At 51.2% G+C, this 20786-nt stretch carries 18 protein-coding genes; 4 read left to right on the top strand and 14 right to left on the bottom strand.

What is annotated here, in order from left to right; all coding sequences use genetic code 11:
• The 3 genes from KQJ19_RS08070 to otnK all read right to left on the bottom strand — a co-directional run.
• Positions 1–361: DeoR/GlpR family DNA-binding transcription regulator (locus tag KQJ19_RS08070; RefSeq protein WP_216403523.1), on the bottom strand; the 361-nt coding region annotated here is incomplete at its 3' end.
• Between the two features lie 9 nt (positions 362–370).
• Positions 371–1015, bottom strand: coding sequence for an aldolase (locus tag KQJ19_RS08065; protein WP_016152294.1), 645 nt, complete (start codon positions 1013–1015; stop codon positions 371–373).
• On the bottom strand, positions 1012–2268 hold the full coding sequence (gene otnK / locus KQJ19_RS08060) for a 3-oxo-tetronate kinase (protein ID WP_049040517.1): 1257 nt from the start codon (positions 2266–2268) through the stop codon (positions 1012–1014). The genes KQJ19_RS08065 and otnK overlap by 4 nt, the downstream gene beginning before the upstream one ends.
• A gap of 371 nt (positions 2269–2639) precedes the next feature.
• On the opposite strand from otnK, the gene KQJ19_RS08055 reads away from it, so the two are divergent.
• Positions 2640–3533 carry a PocR ligand-binding domain-containing protein gene (locus KQJ19_RS08055; RefSeq protein ID WP_141874985.1) on the top strand — a complete coding sequence of 298 codons (894 nt, stop codon included), beginning with the start codon at positions 2640–2642 and terminating at the stop codon, positions 3531–3533.
• Here KQJ19_RS08055 and cobA read toward each other — a convergent pair.
• Positions 3512–4300 (bottom strand): uroporphyrinogen-III C-methyltransferase, encoded by a 789-nt coding sequence (gene cobA / locus KQJ19_RS08050; RefSeq protein ID WP_131348074.1) that lies wholly within the window; start codon positions 4298–4300, stop codon positions 3512–3514. The genes KQJ19_RS08055 and cobA overlap by 22 nt on opposite strands.
• A 405-nt stretch (positions 4301–4705) precedes the next feature.
• Here cobA and KQJ19_RS08045 point away from each other — a divergent pair, with 405 nt between their 5' ends.
• On the top strand, positions 4706–5608 hold the full coding sequence (locus tag KQJ19_RS08045; RefSeq protein ID WP_016152298.1) for a LysR substrate-binding domain-containing protein: 903 nt from the start codon (positions 4706–4708) through the stop codon (positions 5606–5608).
• Positions 5609–5690: 82 nt separating this feature from the next.
• Here the strand turns inward: KQJ19_RS08045 and cobO are convergent, their stop codons facing one another.
• The 10 genes from cobO to glmS form a co-directional block, all read right to left on the bottom strand.
• Complete coding sequence (cobO, locus tag KQJ19_RS08040) at positions 5691–6293, bottom strand: cob(I)yrinic acid a,c-diamide adenosyltransferase (RefSeq protein ID WP_016156012.1); 603 nt, start codon at positions 6291–6293, stop codon at positions 5691–5693.
• 9 nt (positions 6294–6302) lie between these two features.
• Complete coding sequence (locus KQJ19_RS08035; RefSeq protein WP_047497766.1) at positions 6303–7955, bottom strand: class I fumarate hydratase; 1653 nt, start codon at positions 7953–7955, stop codon at positions 6303–6305.
• 58 nt (positions 7956–8013) lie between these two features.
• On the bottom strand, positions 8014–9015 hold the full coding sequence (glsA, locus tag KQJ19_RS08030; RefSeq protein WP_016152301.1) for a glutaminase A: 1002 nt from the start codon (positions 9013–9015) through the stop codon (positions 8014–8016).
• Between the two features lie 125 nt (positions 9016–9140).
• Positions 9141–10445 (bottom strand): dicarboxylate/amino acid:cation symporter, encoded by a 1305-nt coding sequence (locus KQJ19_RS08025; protein WP_047497772.1) that lies wholly within the window; start codon positions 10443–10445, stop codon positions 9141–9143.
• 168 nt (positions 10446–10613) lie between these two features.
• Entirely contained in the window at positions 10614–10931 is a 318-nt protein-coding gene (locus tag KQJ19_RS08020) for a DUF4387 domain-containing protein (protein ID WP_016152303.1), read from the bottom strand.
• Positions 10928–12298: an acyclic terpene utilization AtuA family protein gene (locus tag KQJ19_RS08015; RefSeq protein WP_016156013.1), complete on the bottom strand. Its 1371-nt coding sequence runs from the start codon at positions 12296–12298 to the stop codon at positions 10928–10930. The genes KQJ19_RS08020 and KQJ19_RS08015 overlap by 4 nt, the downstream gene beginning before the upstream one ends.
• 3 nt (positions 12299–12301) lie before the next feature.
• Complete coding sequence (locus tag KQJ19_RS08010; protein WP_016152305.1) at positions 12302–13543, bottom strand: methylaspartate ammonia-lyase; 1242 nt, start codon at positions 13541–13543, stop codon at positions 12302–12304.
• Positions 13543–14988 carry a methylaspartate mutase subunit E gene (locus KQJ19_RS08005; protein WP_047497775.1) on the bottom strand — a complete coding sequence of 482 codons (1446 nt, stop codon included), beginning with the start codon at positions 14986–14988 and terminating at the stop codon, positions 13543–13545. Before KQJ19_RS08005 ends, KQJ19_RS08010 begins: the two co-directional genes overlap by 1 nt.
• Positions 14989–15006: 18 nt before the next feature.
• Positions 15007–16395 carry a methylaspartate mutase accessory protein GlmL gene (gene glmL, locus KQJ19_RS08000; protein ID WP_047497777.1) on the bottom strand — a complete coding sequence of 463 codons (1389 nt, stop codon included), beginning with the start codon at positions 16393–16395 and terminating at the stop codon, positions 15007–15009.
• Positions 16395–16844, bottom strand: coding sequence for a methylaspartate mutase subunit S (glmS, locus tag KQJ19_RS07995; protein WP_016152308.1), 450 nt, complete (start codon positions 16842–16844; stop codon positions 16395–16397). Before glmS ends, glmL begins: the two co-directional genes overlap by 1 nt.
• A 1217-nt stretch (positions 16845–18061) precedes the next feature.
• Here glmS and cydA point away from each other — a divergent pair.
• On the top strand, positions 18062–19630 hold the full coding sequence (gene cydA, locus KQJ19_RS07990) for a cytochrome ubiquinol oxidase subunit I (RefSeq protein WP_016152309.1): 1569 nt from the start codon (positions 18062–18064) through the stop codon (positions 19628–19630).
• A 15-nt stretch (positions 19631–19645) separates the two neighbouring features.
• Positions 19646–20785: a cytochrome d ubiquinol oxidase subunit II gene (gene cydB / locus KQJ19_RS07985; RefSeq protein WP_016152310.1), complete on the top strand. Its 1140-nt coding sequence runs from the start codon at positions 19646–19648 to the stop codon at positions 20783–20785.
• Position 20786 lies beyond the last annotated feature (1 nt).

The following is a 20786-nucleotide window of genomic DNA, read 5'->3' as shown; positions in this document are numbered from 1 at the left end:
CCGTCAGATTGAAACAGTGGCTGGCGGCGACCGCTTTCGCCACTTCAAACAACGACGTTCCAGCATCCAGATACAGCGTTTGTCCGGGCTCAATGAGCATGGCGGCGAGCTGGCCCATTTTACGTTTCACGTCATGATTCAACTCGGCTTTTTCCCGCCATGGCAGCTCGGATTTCAGCAGGTTATTGAGCTTCACTCCGCCGTTAATGGCGATAACTTTGCCTTCTTCTTCTAGCAACTGGATGTCGCGACGCACGGTCATATGCGACACGCTCATCAAATCTGCCAGTTCATTAAATGAGGCGGCATTTTTTTCGTGCACGTAGCGGTAGATAAAATCACGTCGTTGCTCGGGGATCATTATGTCACCTCACGCTTGCCGGGAATGTTCAAGTTCGGCCACCGCTTCTTCTGAGAGCGGAACATAGCCAAGCGGTTTTAACGTCAGCCAGATGCGGGCGCTGTCTTCCAGTTCTTCGGCGTTAAACACCGCCTCACGCAGCGAGCGACCGCTTACTACCGGCCCGTGATTGGCCAGCAGCGCGGCCGTATGGTCTGCCGCGATTTCACTCAGTGCGCTGGCAATGCCTTCATGGCCAGGCTTGAAATAGGGCAGCAGCGGTAACTGCCCGACGCGCATCACATAGTACGGTGTTAACGGCGGCAGGCAGTTTTTCGGCGTGGTGCACGGCAGGCAGGAGAGCGCGGTCAGCCATGGAGAATGCAGGTGCACGACCGCGCCGCAGGATGGCCGATGTCGATACCACGCCAGATGCATGGGCACCTCTTTTGAGGGTTTGTCGCCGCTAAGATGAACGCCGTTGGCATCCAGCCGACTTAGCGTGGCAGGATCAAGCTCGCCCAGACAAGAGTTGGTCGGGGTCACCAGATAGCCGCCATCTGGCATTTTGACGCTAAGATTGCCGGAACCGCCGCTGCTGTAACCGCGCATAAACAGGGAACGGCCATAGTGGACGAGTAGTTCGCGCAGTTGGTGTTCACTCACCGAATTCATAATGCGTACTCCTGGGCAGTAAAAAAGAAATCGTCGTCACCAAAGTTGCCTGACTTCAGCGCCAGCGCCAGACCGGAGGAAAATACCCACGGCACGCCTGGCGCAATGGCTTTGCCGACGGACAGACGCTTCACCTGCAAGGCTTCCACAACGGTGCCGGAGGTTTCTCCGCCCGCGACGATAAAGGTGTTTACACCCGCAGTCCGTAGCTTTGTGCTCAGCCGGGCAAAAGCGTGTTCGATTGCCTGGCTGGCGGCCTGTTCGCCGTGCTCCTGTTGAATACGTTTGAGTACGTCTGGCGGCTGGGTGGCGTATATCAATGGCGCTAATGGGTCGCTGATATGTGTCATCGCCCAGGCGCTCAGTTCATCGGTGTAGCGTTCGGCATCAGACAGGCAGCGGGACACATCAAGCAAACGAGACGCTGCCGCGGCCTTATAGCGATTAACCTGACGATTGCTCATTGCCGAACAGCTACCGGAGAACACCACCGTTTTGGCAGGCAGTGGAAAAGAGTCCGGCGGCATGGATTGCTGGCCTCCGCTGCAGGCGGCCAGCGCGCCGCCGAGCCCGGAGCCCCCGGCTAACAGAGGGCTGGCATGGAGAGCTTGCGCCAGTGTGTTGAGATCTGCTTCATCCAGCGTATCGACGATAACGTGACGCGTACCTTCAGCCTGAAGTTGGGCCAGGGCGTAAGTGACCGCTTCCACACCTTGACGCAGGGTCGTGAGGTTGATGCAACCAACCGCGCCTGGCGTTTGCGCGCTTAGCAGGCGCGGCAGGCTGGCATCGTTCATTGGATTGAGCGGATGCTTTTCCATCCCGGATTCGTTAAGCAGTACACCGTGTACAAAAAGATGACCATGCACCACCGTGCGTCCGTTTTGCGGCAGAGCGGGGCAGTGGACGATCAGCGGAACCTGCAGGTCGTTCATCAATGCATCGCTGACCGGGCCAATATTGCCTGTTGGCGTGGAGTCAAACGTCGAACAATATTTAAAATAAATCTGGCGGACACCTGCATTTTGTTTCAGCCAGCGGGCACAGGACAGGGATTGGGCGACGGCCTGTTCTGCGGGTAATGAGCGGCTTTTCAGCGAGATGACGATAGCGTCAACCTCTTCATTCCAGCATTGCGCGGTATCGGGCATACCGGGCAGAAGCGCGACGCGCCACCCCTGCTGCGCCATAAAGCTTGCAATGTCCGTTGCGCCGGTAAAATCGTCGGCGATAACGCCTGTGGTGACGGCCATGGATCAACTCCGTTCAGATTGTTTGCTAATTGAACATATTATTCAGGAGGGCCTTTCACATTCACATGATGATTATCACAAATAAGCACATCATCAATTCAGATTAAAAACGGGTAATTTATTGAAAATAATGAAGTTAGGTGTTGAGTGTTGCGAAAAGAGTCTCACAAGAGAGTGTGAAGATTCGTTAATCTTTGAGAAAGCGAAGTCGCGGTGTGCTGCAGAGTATTATCGTGGTCGCTATAATTTTCTTGCCAATTGATCATAATCATCTGCACAAATGAGATTATTTTTTGCGGTAAGCATCATTCTTTCCTGAGGCTAATTTTTGCATATTAGCGGCCTTAATATTGTTAATGCCGGAGGATAACGTGCCGCTGAAAATCCAGGATGACTATTTACACCGTTTTTTCTCTATCGCAGAACTCTTCTCCCGAGCCACTGGGTTAGCCACAGTCGTCGTTGATATTAACGGTATAGCGTTGTCTGAATGTCATAATTTTAATTCGTTTTGCACATTAATGCGTGCGGATGAGCGCTATCGAGCAGGTTGCCAAAAGTGCGACAAGTACTGTGCTTTTGAGGCATTAAAACAGCTTAAACCCAGAATACTCACCTGTCATGCAGGGCTAAGCCTGTTCTCGATGCCATTAATTCATGAGGGAAACCTTTACGGTTTTATTATCTGCGGGCAGGTGCGGGTAAAGTATCAGGAATATAAAACTATCGCTATTGATAACAAAAACTCATGGATTAATAACCCCGAAATTAAAGCTGAGTGGGGCCAGTCTGCGATGGTGGATAATAATGTACTGGTGGCGTCAGCAAATTTGTTAAGTTTTATTGTTGATAATTTTGAGAAAGAACAATTGATCTCTGAGAAGATTGTTGTTCCGGCAACCCGTTACGCTCATCATTATTTCACTGAGCCTTCACGTCACGAGAAAAAACTTATGGCGGCGCTGCGTTATATTGACGAGAATTTGTATGGTGAATTGTCTTTGGAATCTGTCGCGGCTCATGTGTGCTTAAGCGCGAACTATTTCAGCCGGTTTTTCAAGAAACGCCAGGGTGTTAATTTTAAAACCTGGGTGAGTCAGAAAAAAATGCAAAAAGCAGGGGAGTTATTACACGATCCGGTTCATTCCATAGACAGTATTGCCAGGAAACTGCAATACGCGCAAACCAGTTACTTTTGCCGCGTTTTCCGGGCGGCGCATCAAACGTCGCCCCAGTCTTTTCGTCACGCCAGACTTTCGCAGTAAAGATTGTCTGGCAACGTGATGGCTTCAGGTATAAAAGAGAGCCGATCGCTCAGGGTCACCACATCTCCGATTACAATCAGCGCCGGTGGAACAATATTCGCTTCCTGCGCCTTGCTCAATAATGAACCGAGCGTGCAGGTCAGGCGGCGTTGATTTTCTCGGGTCGCGGACATAATTAGTGCGGCGGGCGTGTCCGCTGATTTCCCGCCCATCAACAACTCTTCACAGATAAACGCCAGATTGGCGATACCCATGACGATGACCAACGTGCCATTAAGTTTCGCCAGTTGACGCCAGTCCTGCTGCTGATTGCCTTCCCGCGTGTGGCCAGTCACCACGTGAAAGCCGGAGGCAAAATCGCGATGCGTCACCGGGATACCGGCATAGGTCAGGCCGCCAATCGTAGAACTAATACCCGGTACAACTTCAAAAGGGATGCCCATTTCAACCAGATCCTCAACTTCTTCAGCCCCACGGCCAAATACATACGGATCGCCACCTTTGAGGCGCACAATGTTGTGGTGTGTTTGGGCATACTGGACCAGCAGTGCGTTGATTTCATCCTGGGGAACGCAATGGAATCCTGGATTTTTGCCGACATTGATAAGCAGGCAGTCAGGTAATGCCCATTCTAAAATTTTAGGATTGACCAGCCGATCGTAAATAATGACGTCGGCCTGTTTAATGCAGATCATTGCTTTGAGGGTCAGTAATGAAATATCACCAGGACCTGCTCCAACGAGCCAGACCTTTCCGAAAGTTTTCACAATGTGTCCTTTATCACGTCTGTCAAAAAATGGCACAAACGACATCAATAAATGATTAAAAGCAGTCGTTTGTCCGTAAGTTATAACGTGAAATTATCCAGGATTAGCGCGTGGATAATATTGATTAATCTCGCAAAGTTTTTTCTGCAATAAACAAGAAGACTTGAAAAATTATTAAGAACTTATTGGCACTATTTACTTAAGTTTAACCTTATTTAAATTGTGTTTATTGTTGTGCTTGAGTATTATTGGTTAATATTTATCCGCCATCAGTGTGAGCAAATCATGGATTGGATCAATGACATCAATGGAGAAAATAAAATATAACTCTCGGTGCTTATCTGGGTGCCTTGAATTATTTTTTATAAATTAAACTATTTTTGTACGCTGCATATGGAAGAGGTTATGAGAGGAAAAATACCCAAGACGGAGTTGCTGGTAACTTTTGAAGTGGTTGCGCGTCACGAAAGTTATACCAGGGCAGCTGAAGAGTTGGCGTTAACACAAAGTGCTGTTTTCCGCCAGGTGAATGCACTGGAGGATTTTCTTAATACCGCGCTATTTAATCATGCCAAAAAACGTATTTTTTTAAATGCGGCCGGCAAACACTATTTAAGTATCGTTAAAGAAACGTTAAATAAACTCGAGCGCGATACGACCACAATAATGACCTGGCAACCGACCGTACAGGTTATTGAGCTGGCGGTAAATCCGACGTTCAGTACGCATTGGTTGATCCCCAACCTGCGCGAGTTTAACAAACTCAATCCTGATATTATTGTGAACATCCATTCGCTGGCGAATATCGGTGATTTTCTTAATCGTGAGTATGATGCGGCAATTATGCGCGAAGATTTCTACTCACCGTGGTCAGAGGTTGAGTACCTGTTTGAAGAGGAAATTCTGCCAGTTTGCAGCCGCTGCCTGCTGGCCGAACCGGAACGGAAACTGTCAGTCCACGAACTGCTGAACGAATACCCGCTGTTGCACCAGAGTACGCGAATCAAAGGCTGGCAGGAATGGTTTGCGCTGTCCAACGTCAGCAGCCCGCTGGTAAATAAAGGCCCGAGATTTGATCTGTTGTCGATGTTGATTGCGGCGGTCCGTTCTAATCTGGGGGTTGCGCTGCTTCCTCGTTTTGCCATTCAGCACGATCTGGACAATGGAGATATGGTCATTCCTTGCGATGTTCCGATGCGCACCGGGAACCGTTTCATTATGACGTGGCGTGAAGAGAAATCGGAGTCTGCGCATTTACAGACATTTCGTAACTGGTTGCTCAGTAAGTCCGTGGTGTCGGCTACCTGATGGTGGTTTGCGCTTTATCAGGCCTACAACGATTGGTAGGCCGGATAAGACGCGTTAGCATCGTTATCCGGCAAAAGAACGGCTACCAGTCGATTCCAATCTGTGCCTGAATCCCGCGGTCAAACGCGTGCTTGACCGGGCGAATTTCACTGACCGTATCGGCCAGTTCCAGTAACAGCGCATGGCATCCGCGCCCGGTCACGATGACGCTTTGCTCCGCAGGGCGATTTTCGATGGCGCTGATAACCTCCTGGGTGTCCAGATAGTGGTAAGCCAGCATGTAGGTAAGCTCATCCAACACCACCAGATCGTACTGCGGATCAGCCAGCATGCGCTTACTTTCCTGCCAGACTACCGTTGCCGCCTCGATATCCGCTTGCCGATTTTGGGTTTCCCAGGTAAATCCGGTGCCCATAATATGAAATTCGACACCGAGCGGTTGCAGCGTGTTGTACTCGCCATTATCCCACTGGCCTTTAATAAACTGCGCGATGCCAACGGTTTTTCCGTGACCAACCGCGCGCGTTGCCGTACCAAAGGCTGCGGTGGATTTTCCTTTACCGTTGCCGGTGAAGACAATCAGGATACCTTTCTTCTCCGTTGCCGCCGCCACGCGGGTATCAACCTGTTCTTTCAGTTTCTGCTGACGCTGGCGGTGTCTGTCATTATTGGCTCGCGCTTCCATGGTGACTCCTTAATGTCCTGCCGGACAGGTTGCGCAGCGATGCTGCTGCTCAAACTGGCTAAAGAAGTTATTGCCTTTATCATCCACTAATACGAAGGCCGGCATATTTTTAACTTCCATCATCCACACCGCTTCCATTCCCAGCTCGGGATATTCAAGGCAGTGCAGGCTCTTCACGTACTGCTGCGCCAACAAGGCTGCGGCGCCGCCAATGCTGCCAAGGTTAAAACCACCATGTTTGCGACACGCATCCGTGACTTGCGCGCTGCGGTTGCCTTTCGACAACATGATCAGACTGCCGCCCGCGGCCTGGAAAGCATCGACGTAACCGTCCATGCGCCCGCCGGTTGTGGGACCTAGCGAACCGCAGGCCAGATTACTGGGGGTTTTAGCCGGGCCCGCGTAATAGACGATATGGTTTTTCATGTAATCTGGCATTGGTTCGCCGTTATCCAGGCGCTCTTTGATTTTGGCATGCGCGATATCGCGAGCCACAACAATCGGGCCGGTTAACGATAAACGCGTCCCAATTGGCAGAGTGGTGAGATCATGCAGGATCTCGCGCAACGGACGATTCAGATCCAGTTGTACGGTCTGGGCGCTATTTTCTACCCGCTGTGAATCGGGAATAAATTTGCCCGGATTATGCTCGAGTTTCTCCAGCCAGATTCCGTGTTTGTTGATTTTGGCCTTGATGTTGCGGTCGGCTGAGCAGGAGAGAGCCATGGCGATAGGGCAGGAGCCGCCGTGGCGTGGCAGGCGGATCACCCGGATATCGTGGGCAAAGTATTTGCCGCCAAACTGCGCGCCGATGCCAAACTCGCGGCTGGCGTTAAGCAGCTCGGCTTCCAGCGCCGTATCGCGGAATGCCTGACCCAGTTCGTTCCCGCTGGTGGGCAGGTTATCGTAATATTTAGTTGAAGCCAGTTTGGCAACCTTCAGCGTCTGGTCGGCGGACAAGCCTCCAACGACGAAAGCGATGTGATACGGCGGGCAGGCGGCTGTACCCAGTGATTTCATTTTTTCGATCAGAAACGCGGTGAGCTTTTCCGGCTGCAGAATAGATTTGGTTTCCTGGAACAGCGCCGCTTTGTTAGCAGAGCCGCCGCCTTTGTTGACGAACAGGAAACGGTATTCGTTACCCGGCGTGGCGCTGATGTCGATTTGCGCCGGCAGGTTAGTCTGGGTATTGACCTCGGTATACATGTCCAGCGGGGCATTTTGCGAGTAACGCAGGTTGTTTTCGGTGAAGGTGGTGTACACGCCTTTGCTTAATGCTTCTGCGTCATCGCCGCCGGTCCAGACATGCTGTCCTTTGCAGGCCACAATGGTTGCCGTCCCGGTATCCTGGCAGTTGGGCAGGACGCCTTTGGCCGAAACCTCAGCATTGCGTAGCAGTTGCAATGCGACGTACTTATCGTTACTGCTGGCCTGCGGATCGTGCAGAATGCTGGCTATCTGTTTTAAATGTCCGGCGCGCAGGAAAAATGAAGCCTCATAAAATGCCTGCTGGGCTAATAAGGTTAGCGCTTCTGGCGCAACCTTAATCACTTCCTCTCCGTCTAACTCCGTTACCGCAACGTGCTGGTTACTCAGTAATTCATATTCGGTATTATCTTTACTCTGAACAAAGAGTTCCTGCCAGACAAATGGTTTAGACATGTTTACATCTCACCTTTTAGTTAATATGTCGGATGGCGCTCACGCCATCCGTAATTGCTTAATGCGCTAAAAAGACATTGGCTTTTGTCGCTTCGGCGACATATTCGATCGTTTTCTGGGCGCGAACGCTGTTACCGGCTTCATCCAGCGGCGGAGAATAGACGGCAATCGCATATTCGCCCGGGACAACGGCGACCATGCCGCCGCCGACGCCGCTTTTTGCCGGGATGCCCACGGTGTAGAGCCATTTACCGCTGCCGTCGTATAGTCCGGCAATCGCCATTTCTGCCAGCACCTGCGGAACATATTTTTCATTCAGCAACTGCTTGCCGTTGAATGGAGATTTGCCTTTGTTCGCCAGTACCGCCCCCATTTTGGCCAGTTGCTCAACGGTGATATCCACCGAGCACTGACGGGTATAAATTTCGACAGCTTCGTCGGTATTGCCATAGAAGCTGTTATAGGATTCCATCAGCTTCGCCAGCGCCTGATTGTGCTGGTTGGTTTCCATCTCGGATTTAAAGACCGGCTCATTAACCGTGAGCGTGGCGTCGGCCCAGACGTTCAGGTTGTCGAGGATTTTGTTCCAGCGATCGGTTTTGTCTTTGGCTTCAATCAGGCTAACGGTGCTCATCGCCCCGGCGTTTACCAGCGGGTTCTCAGGCGCGCCTTTGGTCAGCTCAACCGCTAAACCGGAGTTGAAGGGCATGCCGGTGGCATTGGCCCCGAGTTTATCCAGCACCACCTGAGGGCCGTGCTGTTCCATGGCGAGCGCCATGGTGAAAACTTTGCTCAGGGATTCCATGGGGAAGGGTTTGTTAACATCGCCAACCTGGTAGATCTTGCCGTCCACCGTGGCAATGGTAATGGCAAAGTTATTCGGGCTGTAGGTCGCCAGGGCAGGGATGTAGTCGGCGACTTTTCCATCGTGGTTACTTTTATATTTTTGATGTGCCTGGTCGATAAGCTTTGCGTAATCCGGCGTGGTTTGCGCGAGAGTCGTTGCGCTGAACAAAACGCTGAAGGAAAAAATACTCACGCCGAGAAGAGTTTTAGTCATGGTGCAATCCTGTTGGTGTACTCATCATGGTGCCGGATGGCGGTGTACCGCCTTATCCGGCCAACGGATAGTTAAACGTTATGTAGGCCGGATAAGCGCAAGCGCCATCCGGCAATAACGTCGTATCAGGACAACGCGACTTCTGTTTCGGTAACCGGACGTTCTTGTTCCGGGGTCTTCACTGGCGCAGTGCCACGACAACCCTGGCCGAAGTGTTCACCTTCCCAGCGACTTACAATGGCAGCACCCATTGCGTTACTCATGACGTTGGTAGCAGAACGACCCATATCGAGGAACGGATCGACGCCCATCAACAGGATCAGACCAGCTTCAGGAATGTTGAACTGGTTCAGGGTTGCGGCGATAACCACCATTGATGCACGCGGTACGCCCGCCATCCCTTTAGAGGTCAGCATCAGGATTAACAGCATGGTAATTTGCTCGCCCATGCTCAGCTCAATGTTGCACGCCTGAGCAATAAAGACGGTGGCAAATGAGCAGTACGCCATGGAGCCGACCAGGTTAAAGGAGTAACCGATAGGCAGAACGAAGCTGGCGATTTTTGAAGAAACGCCGAATTTTTCCAGCTTGTCCAGGGTGCCAGGGAAGGCGGCTTCTGAGCTGGAGGTAGTAAAGGCCAGCAGTGCAGGCTCGAGGATTGATTTGGTCAAACGCGCGATGCAAGGCCCGACTATCATGGTTGACAGGCCAATCAGGATTGCCCACAGCATACCCAGGGTCAGATAGAATTCACCCATGAAGATCCCGGCGCTGACCATCACACCCAGACCACGTTCGGCAATCAGACCAGAAATAGCGGCAAAAACGGTCAGTGGTGCAAACAGCATGACGTAGCCCGTCAGCTTCAGCATCACGTGTACCAGTGAATCCAGAACCTTCACGATAGGCTCGGCTTTTTCACCAATTGCGGCCAGGCTGCAACCGAGGAAAATTGAGAACACCACGATCTGCAGAATTTCGTTACGCGCCATCGCATCGACAATACTGGTCGGTACCGCGTGCGAGATGAACACTTTCAGCGTGAATGGCTCTGACTGAACGGCGGCAACGGCCCCGACGTCATGCGGTACGAAGTTGATCCCCGCGCCTGGCTGGAAGATGTTAACGATAACCAGACCCAGTGCAATTGACACCAGAGAGGCGCAAATAAACAGGAAGAAGGTTTTCGAAAATATACGTCCCAGCGTTTTGGCATCGCCCATTTTGGCAATACCAACAACCAGAGTTGAAATAACCAATGGCGCGATAATCATTTTTACCATGCGTAAGAATATGGTGGTAAAAATAGAAATATCTGCTGCATAGGATTTTGCTGTTTCAGCCGCGGCCATATTATTTATGGCCACCCCGGCAATCATGCCGAGTATCAGGCCTAATATGATCATCTTCGTTAAACTTATTTTCTTCATGTGTACTCCATCGGATAAAGGCTGGTAATTTGAATTGTGTAGGGTGGTGTGCGCCTGAGCCTGGACAGCAGCTCAGACGCACGCCTGTTGTGACCAACCGCATGAATAATTCGAAGCACTGTGATACCGCTGAATTCAGTGCTCCAATGGTTGTTATTGTGTGTTTTGTTACAAGTCGAACTCAATACTTAATAATGGAGCGTGTTGCTGAGCACCATAAACATCATTGTCACCGACGTTGCCGGAAATAATATCGCGCGGCATGACGATTTTTACGGCATTCGCCGGATCGAACCACACGATATTGTGAATGAAGTCAGGTTCAACATTATATAAACTGGCAATAAGCTGCGGCGTTAATTGCTCGCAGGCTTTTACCCGCTGATAGTCTTCCCTGGTTTTAAATAAAATATCTAAAACCAGTTCGTACGGTCCGGCGTTTTTGGAGCGAATAACCTGCGCCAGTGAACAAATTGAGTGTTTCATGCCTGAACTCCTTCTGGCGTCACCTGTTCAATGTGGAAATCAAATCGCAGCGCATCGCTCGCTTCAATCAGGTGATAGATCGAGAACTCATACACCGGTCCACTTTGAATATCAGATGGCGAGAACGGGAAGGCGAGGTTGCCCGCAGTCGCAATGCGATTTTCATAGCCGTAGTGCAGCAGGGTAGAGCGTACCAGCGAGCAAACGCTGTTGGCGATATCCTGCGTCGGCGCAACGACATCCAGTAAAATCCCCAGCTCATGACCGGCAGTTTTCATCGGTTCATGGTTGCCCATCACACCGTTCTTACCATACAGGTGGAACGTCATGCGGATACTGTCGTCATTCAGTGAGAGGTTACGCGCCACACTTGCTTGTACCTCTTCGAGAATGGTGTCAATCCCGGCAATCATAATTGGGTCGCGCGTTCCGGCGATGGTCAGGCAACGGAAGCCAACCTGACGAGCGCCTTCCAGTTTCAACGCATACGGTGTTTCTTCATGACGTGAACCACTGACATACACTTCGCCCTCGTTAACCTGGGTAAAGGTGCACGCTTTCAGGTTCAGCACGCCGCCTGGTCCTGGCAGGAAGTACGGATCGGACTTCTCATACAGGGTGTGCGCCGCAGCGGAAGTTTCAGTGAACTTACGCTTGGGATTGAACGCCTTCAGCGTAAAGCCGTTGTCATCAATGATCCCCATCGCACAATCTGAGCCGGAGCCAGGGGTGGCGGCAATGGCAGCACACTCAAGGATCTTCCCGCAATGAAGTGCCAGACCTTCATCAAAGCCCTGCATTATTGGCAGCGCGGCGAAGCAGGCCGGATCGTAGGCACGTCCGCCCAGAACCACCTGCGCGCCAGCTTCGAGCGCACGCTGAAAAGGCTCGACGCCCATCTGCGCGACAATGTAGGTGCTCTCTTCAATTGCATCGTGAGTCAGTTCAGGCACAAAATCGAGCGCGGTGATTTTGCCGTTATCCAGCGCCTGATGAACGATTTCTTTGTCGACATCAGACGGGATTAACGCCATTGAGAAGGACAGTTTTTCTTCCTGTGCGATCTCATGGATTATCTGGCGACACCACTCCAGATGCGGAGCTGCGCCAGAACCACCGGCCGTGCCGATCACTACCGGGATGTTGTTCTTCACGCCTGCCACGATCATATAGCGCAGATCGCGTTTCACACCGGCCCGGTCGGTAAAGGGTTTACCCGCCCCCAGATAGTGGGGGCCTGGATCGGAGGAACCTGCGTCAACAGCAATAAGATCCGGTGACTCTTCCATGGCTTTACGAAAACTTTCTTCCGGGAAGCCATAACCCAGGATAGCCGTAGGCGATAAGATCTTAAATGTGCGTGCCATCTCTTAATCCTTAGTTTGCAACAGCGCGATGGTGCGGTTCATTTCGTTAAACACGATGTTGAGACCTTCATCGAAACCCATACCCGGCTTGATCAGCATGCGCATTGGACGCGCAGCCAGCGCGACGTGTACGCAGGTACGCGCACTGATTTCCGTTTCGTTACAGGTACCACCCTGATAGGCTTCCATTCCGTGTTTGTTGCAATACAGCACCGCATCAACGATGTTGTGAATACCGCCCAGATCCGGGGTCTTGATCTGCACCATGTGGCAACTGCCCGCGTCGGTGAAGTCCACGATATCCTGATAGGTGTTACACCATTCATCCGCAACAATTTTCACGCCGGAACCCAGACGGGTGAGCTCCTGAGTGATCTCGGTGAGCATGCGGATCTGATCCGGCTTGTTACCGGCATCTACCGGGCCTTCAATGTACAGCGGCAGGCCTTGAGCTTCGGCTTCCAGGCTGGCGATGTATTCGGCGCAACGCACCGGATCCATATCGAAGATCAGACCGATGGTGCCGTAGACATCAATATGCAGCGTCGGGTGATAGGTTTCGTTGGTGCGCAGGCTCAGGATGCGGTTTGATAACCAGCGGACGTACTCACGCAGTTTTTCGCCTTTGAAGCCCAGCTTCTCTTCTACGTTATTGATCAGCGCATGCGGCAGGACGTCCACACCTTTGAGGATCATCTTGTCGACAGCGATATAACGGTCGTCGCCGCTCTGGCCAAATAATGGAATGGCTTCCGGGACGCACGGCAGTTGCCATTCATCACAAACCACTTCTGCTTTCAGACGACCGGTAGCCAGTGCCGCCGCGTCGAGCAGCGCCTGAGACAGACCATAACGTACGGCGGTATGCAGCAGATGGCCGTCAATACGCAGTTCGTCAAAGAAACGGGCGTTGGTCAGGAACGAATCAACGTCACGGCCTTCCAGCAGCGGTTTGATGTGATCGTTAAGGAACGGAATGAAGTTTTCAGCCAGGAACAGCGGATCGCGTCCACCTGCACCTGAATATTGCACCGCTGCACAATCGCCCACTGCTACCGCGCCGTTTTCCAGAATCAGCTGTACGGATACGCATTCACCCGCCTGACGAACAGATGTAAATCCAGGCGTTACCGGAGCGCCGGTATAGATAAACCCGTCATGACCGGCGCCGTTTTTGATGGCCTGCTGATCGTCAAAATAAAATGAGGAGTAGCCAGCTGTGAAAAGGGCCTGTTTAATTTTCATTATGGTCTTCCTATTAATTTACTGTGGGATACGGCGTTGATGTCATCAATGACCATCTGGAAAGAAGGCTTGCGGCCTTCGAAATGCGCGCGCTCTGCGACGTAGTCGTGGTGCAGGGCGAGAATGTCTTTCGGCAGCGGAACGGATCCGGCTTCGAGAATACGGATGGCGCCTGTGTTATCGCGAACAGGCAGGATCTTACCGGCGTTACAGGCGGCAGGCGCGAAAGGTACATCCAGTACGCCTGCTTCAAAGGCCAGCACTGTACCGCGCGCAATGTCGCCATTGCCAAGTTCGAAGACTTTCTTCAGCACCGCGCGGACTTCGCTCTTAATCAGATCAACTTCCTGCTCCACGGCAGCGCACTGCGGGAATTTCTGGTCGCTGACCATGTTGAGCATCTGGCGTGAAGCTTTCAGACCCTGGGCGTTCGCTGCTGCCGTTGGGATACCGAACGCTTCGTGCGGACTTTTGGTGATCACTTTGGTGGCACCTGACATACCGGCAACCGCTGCGCCCCAGGCGATAACGGAGAAGGCTTTTGCTTCATCTTCCGGGAATCCGCCCATCCACTGGTGGAAAACGGTACTCAGTTCGTAATCGTCAAAGCCGTGGTTATGGAAATATTCGTGGGAAAGTTCGCGCAGCGCCTGAATCGCTGCAATATCCTGCGTCAGGCTACCGACCTGGCCGTAGCCAACGGTAATTGACTTCACGCCTTGTTCCAGAGCCAACAGACCTTCGATAATCGCCACCGAGTGGGACATAAACGGCGGGATCAAGGTGCCGGTCAGTGGGCCAAACGGTTCACGGTTGATACGAATACCGTTCTCTTCGTACATGCCCATCAGGCGGTCGCAGTACTGCCAGTCGCGGATGGATTTTTCCAGAGTGACACGTTTAGCGTAAGGAATGTTGTAGGAGATGCCGCCGCCTTCGTAGCTGGTAAAGCCACTGGCCATGGCGATTTCTGCCAGCAGGCGCGCATCCGGCGTGCCGTGACGAACCTGGATTGGTTTTTCCAGCGCTTCAGTCATACGACGGCAGGCAGCAACCCCGTGATTGACGACCGGTAAACCATTCAGCTTGGAAGTACCTGCTTCGATAGATTTCTGGATCCCGACGGCGGCTTCTTCATAGCGGTTCAGACGGGTATAGGCATCGATAGTACTCGGCAGGAGGTCGCACTCTTCCTGCAATGTTTTGAGCAGCGCAATATGCTCATCCATTAATGCTACGCCTGCGCGCGGCTGGCTCAGGGTTTTCCCTTCCTGATCGGCCTTCAGCAGAGCAAGGGAGAAGCGCTTATTATCCGGGATTGATTGCTGGTACTTCACGCCATCTTCGAAGTTCTCAACGTCTTTGCCGGTTTCCCAGGTTTGTAATACCTGATGCCTTTCGGTCATGAATTCGTCATGGGTCAATTTTTTATTTCGAAGTTCCATTCGTAGCTGCCTTAAGTTTTATAGGGTTAAACACTGAATGCTGGTGCGAGCAGCGGCTTGCGGGTACAGCCTGGCGACGTTTGCCAGTAGCGGGAGCAGGCCATTTGAATCGCGGTAATACTCAAACTGATTCGGTAACAAAATTCTTTTACCCTGGTCGTCCAGCTCCCGGTATTTGAGCCAGCTATGGATATCGAACTGGCTGGCGCGAGAGAGCCATCCCCCTGAACCGACGACTTTGCGTACGGTGGTGAGATCGCGACCCATCTGTAAATCCACGTTACCCACGCAGGTGCAAACCTGCTTTTTAGTGCCCGCGTGGCGCTCAGCGGCATAGCCCACGCACAAACCTGCCAGCAGGGTGTCGAAATACTTCTCCTCCTCGCTGAGCGGCAGGTAATCCGGTTGCCCAACCAGATGACGTAGGTAGCGGTAAAACGCTTCCTCGCGCTGCGGTTGTTGGGCGAAGATGACTTTCACCATATCCTGCGTGCTTTCTCCCACCACGACGGCGGAAACGCGCATTCCCAGGTCGCCTTCAACGGTACGTTTGACGAACGGTTCAGGAACACCATGCAGGACGGTATCGGGGGAGAGGGTATTCGCGCTGGCCGAATAGACATCCGTGGTGGCTCCGCCCATATCAATCAGCATGAATTCCTTCCATGCGCTGTCGTAATCGCTAATGGCTTTGACTAACTCATATACCGTCCATGGCGTCGGCATTGGCTCTTCGCCGGTTTCGCCGACGATGACGTCCAGACCTTTACCTTTGACAATGCGTGACAAGAACACATCGCAAATCGCCTGGCGCGCGGCAAACGGATTCGGGTGATCGAGGTCAGGCAGAATGTTGTCTACCGTGGTCAGATCTTTATGTCCCAGAATCGTTTGTATTTCGTCCTGAATGTCCCGATTTCCGGCGTAGATAATGGCGCAATCAAGCGTTGAGCCTGCCAGCGCGTGCGCATTCGCCAGGCCGTAGCTTTCTTCGCCACCGTCTGTACCGCCGGTAAACAACAGAATATCTGGCGGTGATGATTCCAGCTCCTGGATGTCATGCCGGTTCAGTTTGTACGAATAATATTGCGCGATTTTCGCTCCTGCCGAATGGGCGGTAACTTTTGCTGATTCCAGCGTAATGGAAGGCACCAGCCCCATTGCTGCAACGGCGAGTCCACCCTTGGCCGAGGAGGAGTATTTCAACTGCACTTCACCACTTTTCAGTAACGGGCGAGCATCGGCAACGTTCAGCACCTGATTCAGGCTGGCAAAAAAACCGTCTGCCAGATGATGTGTGGTGGTTGGGGTCAGGACATGGTTTACCAGGGTTAATTCCTCGCCTTCATGGGCGAAGAGGGCAGCCTTGGTCCATGTCGAGCCGATATCGACAGAAACTGTTTGCATCAGATAGCCTCTTCCAGGCAACGCTGCTCGAGGCCATTGTGTTGGCGAATATCATTGGTGATAAGTGCGCAGACATCTTCCAGGTCGTGGCTCGGTGCGAAGACGCGGTTAAAACCCATCTCCTTAAACTTCACTTCCACATCGCCGAAGTCATGTTTACCAACTACCAGGTTGCCGCCGACGTACAGCAGAATATCGCCGAGGCCGCGTTCGATGCAGCGCTCACGTAACCCGAGGCAGTCAATGTCGCCATGACCGTAGATAGAGGACACCACGATGGCATCGGCGCCTGTTTCAATCGCGGCATCAATATATTCATCCTGGCTCACCATCACCCCGAGGTTGATTACGTGAAAATCATGAGCAGTAAAAACGCGATCCAGAACTTTATTACCTACTGCATGGCAGTCAGCACCGATGACGCCAATAACAAGTGTAGATTTCTTCATGGGTAATCCTCTGTAGGGCTGATGGTCAATAAGTGAAAATTATTTTCTAATATTTAGAACATGGCTTGTGACAACCTCTTAATAGGGTCGGAGTTTCTGTGTAAGCGGAAAAGGAAGCAATTGATCTATTTTCAAAATATCCTGCGCAAAATGATTGTTATATTTTTTATTTGTAAAAACCCTTGTTTATCAGGTGGTTGAATGTTGTTTTTGCGGCTTTTTTTTATTTACCAGGAAAATGACGAATAAATGACTTGCCATGTTTGTGATCGAAATCTTATTTTGTTGTGCGCCTCATTTATGCGTCATTTTTTATAATTTAAAAAATTACCTTTACTAAATAACTTGTGAACGGGATAACGGTTTTTTATTTTTTAATCTTATATGACATAATTATATTTTGTTAAATTTAAGATAAAAATGATAATGAATTGTTTGTGGCATATTTAAACGTTGCCACATAAGAGAAAAAGAGAAGTGAGTGATAACTTTCAGTGATGCTTTAAGCGAAACGCCTGCGCTGTGCTGAGGACGTCAAACCCAATGCGTCTGTCAATGAGGGACGCTTTCGCTTCCATTTGAGATAGTTACATCTTGGTGTTAATTATAAGTAAAATTTAAATGAATAATTTGTATGAAATAACAATTCCATGACTTGCTAAACAAAAAACTGTGAGCTACCCGGCAATAGTGACTCTTTATCTGCTGGCAATTTTGTCAGTCGGGCGGGTTAAAAGATCGTGTAGATTTAAATAAATATCCTATCATTTGTAGTAACGGCAATTACTCATTGAAAAACATACCATTAACATGACGTTCACTAGTCGCCTGACTGTTAAACACTATTAACATTAAATTTGAAAATTGATTTAAATCAATGTTTAAATCTTGGTAAACAGCCTCAAAAGAGGTTAAATTGCTGCAGATCAAATTGGTCTGAAGGTGATAAATTAGCTATAAATTGATCACTATCGAAAAATGCAAATTTACCTCGATAAAAACCTGTTTATTGTAAGGATTTTACGGCGTAATATAATTGCGGGATCAATTTGAGTGTTTTATTAACATGTTTGTAACCTTTCATCATTGTCCTTTCTTCAAATGAGAAGAAAGAGCAGCGGCGGAGGGAAGCAGATAAATTTGTATTGGGGCATGCGTGTGACCCTTTCTAACGGGGTTCACTCTCGGAGTCTTCATGCGATGAGCAAGGAGTCATGATGTTAGATATAGTCGAACTGTCGCGCTTACAGTTTGCCTTGACCGCGATGTACCACTTCCTGTTTGTGCCACTGACGCTAGGTATGGCGTTCTTGCTGGCCATCATGGAAACGGTCTACGTCCTTTCCGGCAAACAGATTTATAAAGATATGACCAAGTTCTGGGGCAAGTTGTTTGGTATCAACTTCGCTCTGGGTGTGGCAACCGGTCTGACCATGGAGTTCCAGTTCGGGACTAACTGGTCTTACTACTCCCACTATGTAGGGGATATTTTCGGTGCGCCGCTGGCGATCGAAGGTTTGATGGCCTTCTTCCTCGAATCCACCTTTGTAGGTCTGTTCTTCTTCGGCTGGGACCGTTTGGGTAAAGTCCAGCATATGTGCGTCACCTGGCTGGTGGCCCTGGGTTCTAACCTGTCCGCACTGTGGATTCTGGTTGCGAACGGCTGGATGCAAAACCCAATCGCCGCGGATTTCAACTTTGAAACCATGCGCATGGAGATGCTGAGCTTCTCTGAACTGGTGCTCAACCCGGTAGCACAGGTGAAATTTGTTCACACTGTGGCATCTGGTTATGTTTGTGGCGCGATGTTCGTTCTGGGGATCAGCTCCTACTATATGCTGCGCGGTCGTGACTTCGCGTTTGCTAAACGTTCTTTTGCAATCGCCGCCAGCTTTGGTATGGCTGCTATTCTGTCTGTTATCGTTCTGGGTGATGAATCCGGTTACGAAATGGGCGACGTGCAGAAAACCAAACTCGCTGCTATTGAAGCAGAATGGGAAACGCAGCCTGCACCGGCTTCCTTTACCCTGTTCGGTATTCCGGACCAGGATGCGCAGGAAAACCATTTTGCGATTCAAATTCCTTATGCGCTGGGCATCATTGCCACCCGCTCTGTTGATACACCGGTCATTGGTCTGAAAGACCTGATGGTGCAGCACGAAGAGCGCATCCGTAACGGGATGAAAGCGTATCAACTGCTGGAAGAACTGCGTGCAGGAACTACCGATCAGGCCGTTCGCGACCAGTTCAACAGCATGAAGAAAGACCTGGGTTATGGTCTGCTGCTGAAACGCTATACGGATAACGTCACCGACGCGACCGAAGCGCAAATTCAGCAGGCAACGAAAGATTCTATTCCTCGCGTTGCGCCGCTGTACTTCGCTTTCCGTATTATGGTGGCGTGCGGCATTCTGATGCTGGCAATCATCGCAGTGTCCTTCTGGACCGTGATTCGTAACCGTATCGGTGAGAAAAAATGGCTGCTGCGCACCGCGCTGTATGCGATTCCTCTGCCGTGGATTGCCATTGAATCCGGTTGGTTTGTTGCAGAGTACGGCCGCCAACCGTGGGCGATTGGTGAAGTGTTACCAACAGCCGTAGCGAACTCTTCGCTGACCGCTGGCGACCTCATCTTCTCGATGCTGTTGATTTGCGGCCTGTATACCCTGTTCCTGGTGGCTGAACTGTATCTGATGTTCAAGTTCGCACGCCTTGGGCCGAGTAGCCTGAAAACCGGTCGTTATCACTACGAGCAGTCCACTGTGACTTCTCAGCCGGCACGCTAAGACAGGAGTCGTCAAATGATCGATTATGAAGTATTGCGTTTTATCTGGTGGCTGCTGGTTGGCATTCTGCTGATTGGTTTCGCGGTCACTGATGGCTTCGACATGGGGGTGGGCATGCTCACCCGTTTCCTCGGTCGTAATGATACCGAGCGTCGAATTATGATTAACTCCATCGCCCCGCACTGGGACGGTAACCAGGTTTGGCTCATCACCGCGGGTGGCGCACTGTTCGCTGCCTGGCCGATGGTGTATGCCGCTGCGTTCTCCGGTTTCTATGTGGCGATGATCCTGGTACTGGCGTCTTTGTTCTTCCGTCCGGTCGGTTTTGATTACCGCTCCAAGATTGAAGACATGCGCTGGCGCAACATGTGGGACTGGGGCATCTTCATTGGTAGCTTCGTTCCACCGCTGGTTATTGGCGTGGCGTTCGGCAACCTGCTGCAAGGGGTTCCGTTCCACGTAGACGACTACATGCGTTTGTACTACACCGGTAACTTCTTCCAGTTGCTGAATCCGTTTGGTCTGCTGGCGGGTGTCGTGAGTGTTGGGATGATCATCACCCAGGGCGCGACCTATCTGCAGATGCGTACGGTAGGTGAACTGCATCTGCGTGCGCGTGCAACGTCGCAGGTTGCGGCACTGGTCACTATGGTCTGCTTCGCGCTGGCTGGTGTGTGGGTGATTTACGGTATTGACGGTTATGTTGTGACCTCAGCACTGGATCATCATGCCGCCTCTAACCCGCTGACCAAAGAAGTGGCTCGCGTGGCTGGCGCATGGATGGTGAACTTTAACAATGCACCTATCCTGTGGCTGGTTCCTGCACTGGGCGTGGTTCTGCCGCTGTTGACCATCCTGACTTCTCGTATGGAGAAAGGGGCATGGGCGTTCGTCTTCTCTTCACTGACGTTAGCCTGCATCATCCTGACGGCTGGTATCGCAATGTTCCCGTTTGTGATGCCATCCAGCACCATGATGAACGCAAGTCTGACCATGTGGGATGCAACGTCCAGCCAGCTGACGCTGAATCTGATGACGTATGTAGCTTGTGTGTTCGTTCCGATCATTCTGCTGTACACCGGCTGGTGTTACTGGAAGATGTTCGGACGCATCACCAAAGAAGATATTGAAAGCAACACCCACTCTCTGTACTAAG

Origin of the sequence: Citrobacter sp. S46_ASV_140 (genome assembly GCF_018919545.1) — a bacterium.
Classification (GTDB): domain Bacteria; phylum Pseudomonadota; class Gammaproteobacteria; order Enterobacterales; family Enterobacteriaceae; genus Citrobacter; species Citrobacter braakii.
This window is presented reverse-complemented; position numbering and strand designations above follow the sequence as displayed.

Bases quoted from the DNA above. Each gene is read 5' to 3' on its own strand.
- KQJ19_RS08065 (WP_016152294.1), bottom strand. From the start codon at position 1,015: ATGAATTCGGTGAGTGAACACCAACTGCGCGAACTACTCGTCCACTAT.
- otnK (WP_049040517.1), bottom strand. From the start codon at position 2,268: ATGGCCGTCACCACAGGCGTTATCGCCGACGATTTTACCGGCGCAACG.
- KQJ19_RS08045 (WP_016152298.1), top strand. From the start codon at position 4,706: ATGAGAGGAAAAATACCCAAGACGGAGTTGCTGGTAACTTTTGAAGTG.
- cobO (WP_016156012.1), bottom strand. From the start codon at position 6,293: ATGGAAGCGCGAGCCAATAATGACAGACACCGCCAGCGTCAGCAGAAA.
- KQJ19_RS08035 (WP_047497766.1), bottom strand. From the start codon at position 7,955: ATGTCTAAACCATTTGTCTGGCAGGAACTCTTTGTTCAGAGTAAAGAT.
- glsA (WP_016152301.1), bottom strand. From the start codon at position 9,015: ATGACTAAAACTCTTCTCGGCGTGAGTATTTTTTCCTTCAGCGTTTTG.
- KQJ19_RS08025 (WP_047497772.1), bottom strand. From the start codon at position 10,445: ATGAAGAAAATAAGTTTAACGAAGATGATCATATTAGGCCTGATACTC.
- KQJ19_RS08020 (WP_016152303.1), bottom strand. From the start codon at position 10,931: ATGAAACACTCAATTTGTTCACTGGCGCAGGTTATTCGCTCCAAAAAC.
- KQJ19_RS08015 (WP_016156013.1), bottom strand. From the start codon at position 12,298: ATGGCACGCACATTTAAGATCTTATCGCCTACGGCTATCCTGGGTTAT.
- KQJ19_RS08010 (WP_016152305.1), bottom strand. From the start codon at position 13,543: ATGAAAATTAAACAGGCCCTTTTCACAGCTGGCTACTCCTCATTTTAT.
- KQJ19_RS08005 (WP_047497775.1), bottom strand. From the start codon at position 14,988: ATGGAACTTCGAAATAAAAAATTGACCCATGACGAATTCATGACCGAA.
- glmL (WP_047497777.1), bottom strand. From the start codon at position 16,395: ATGCAAACAGTTTCTGTCGATATCGGCTCGACATGGACCAAGGCTGCC.
- glmS (WP_016152308.1), bottom strand. From the start codon at position 16,844: ATGAAGAAATCTACACTTGTTATTGGCGTCATCGGTGCTGACTGCCAT.
- cydA (WP_016152309.1), top strand. From the start codon at position 18,062: ATGTTAGATATAGTCGAACTGTCGCGCTTACAGTTTGCCTTGACCGCG.
- cydB (WP_016152310.1), top strand. From the start codon at position 19,646: ATGATCGATTATGAAGTATTGCGTTTTATCTGGTGGCTGCTGGTTGGC.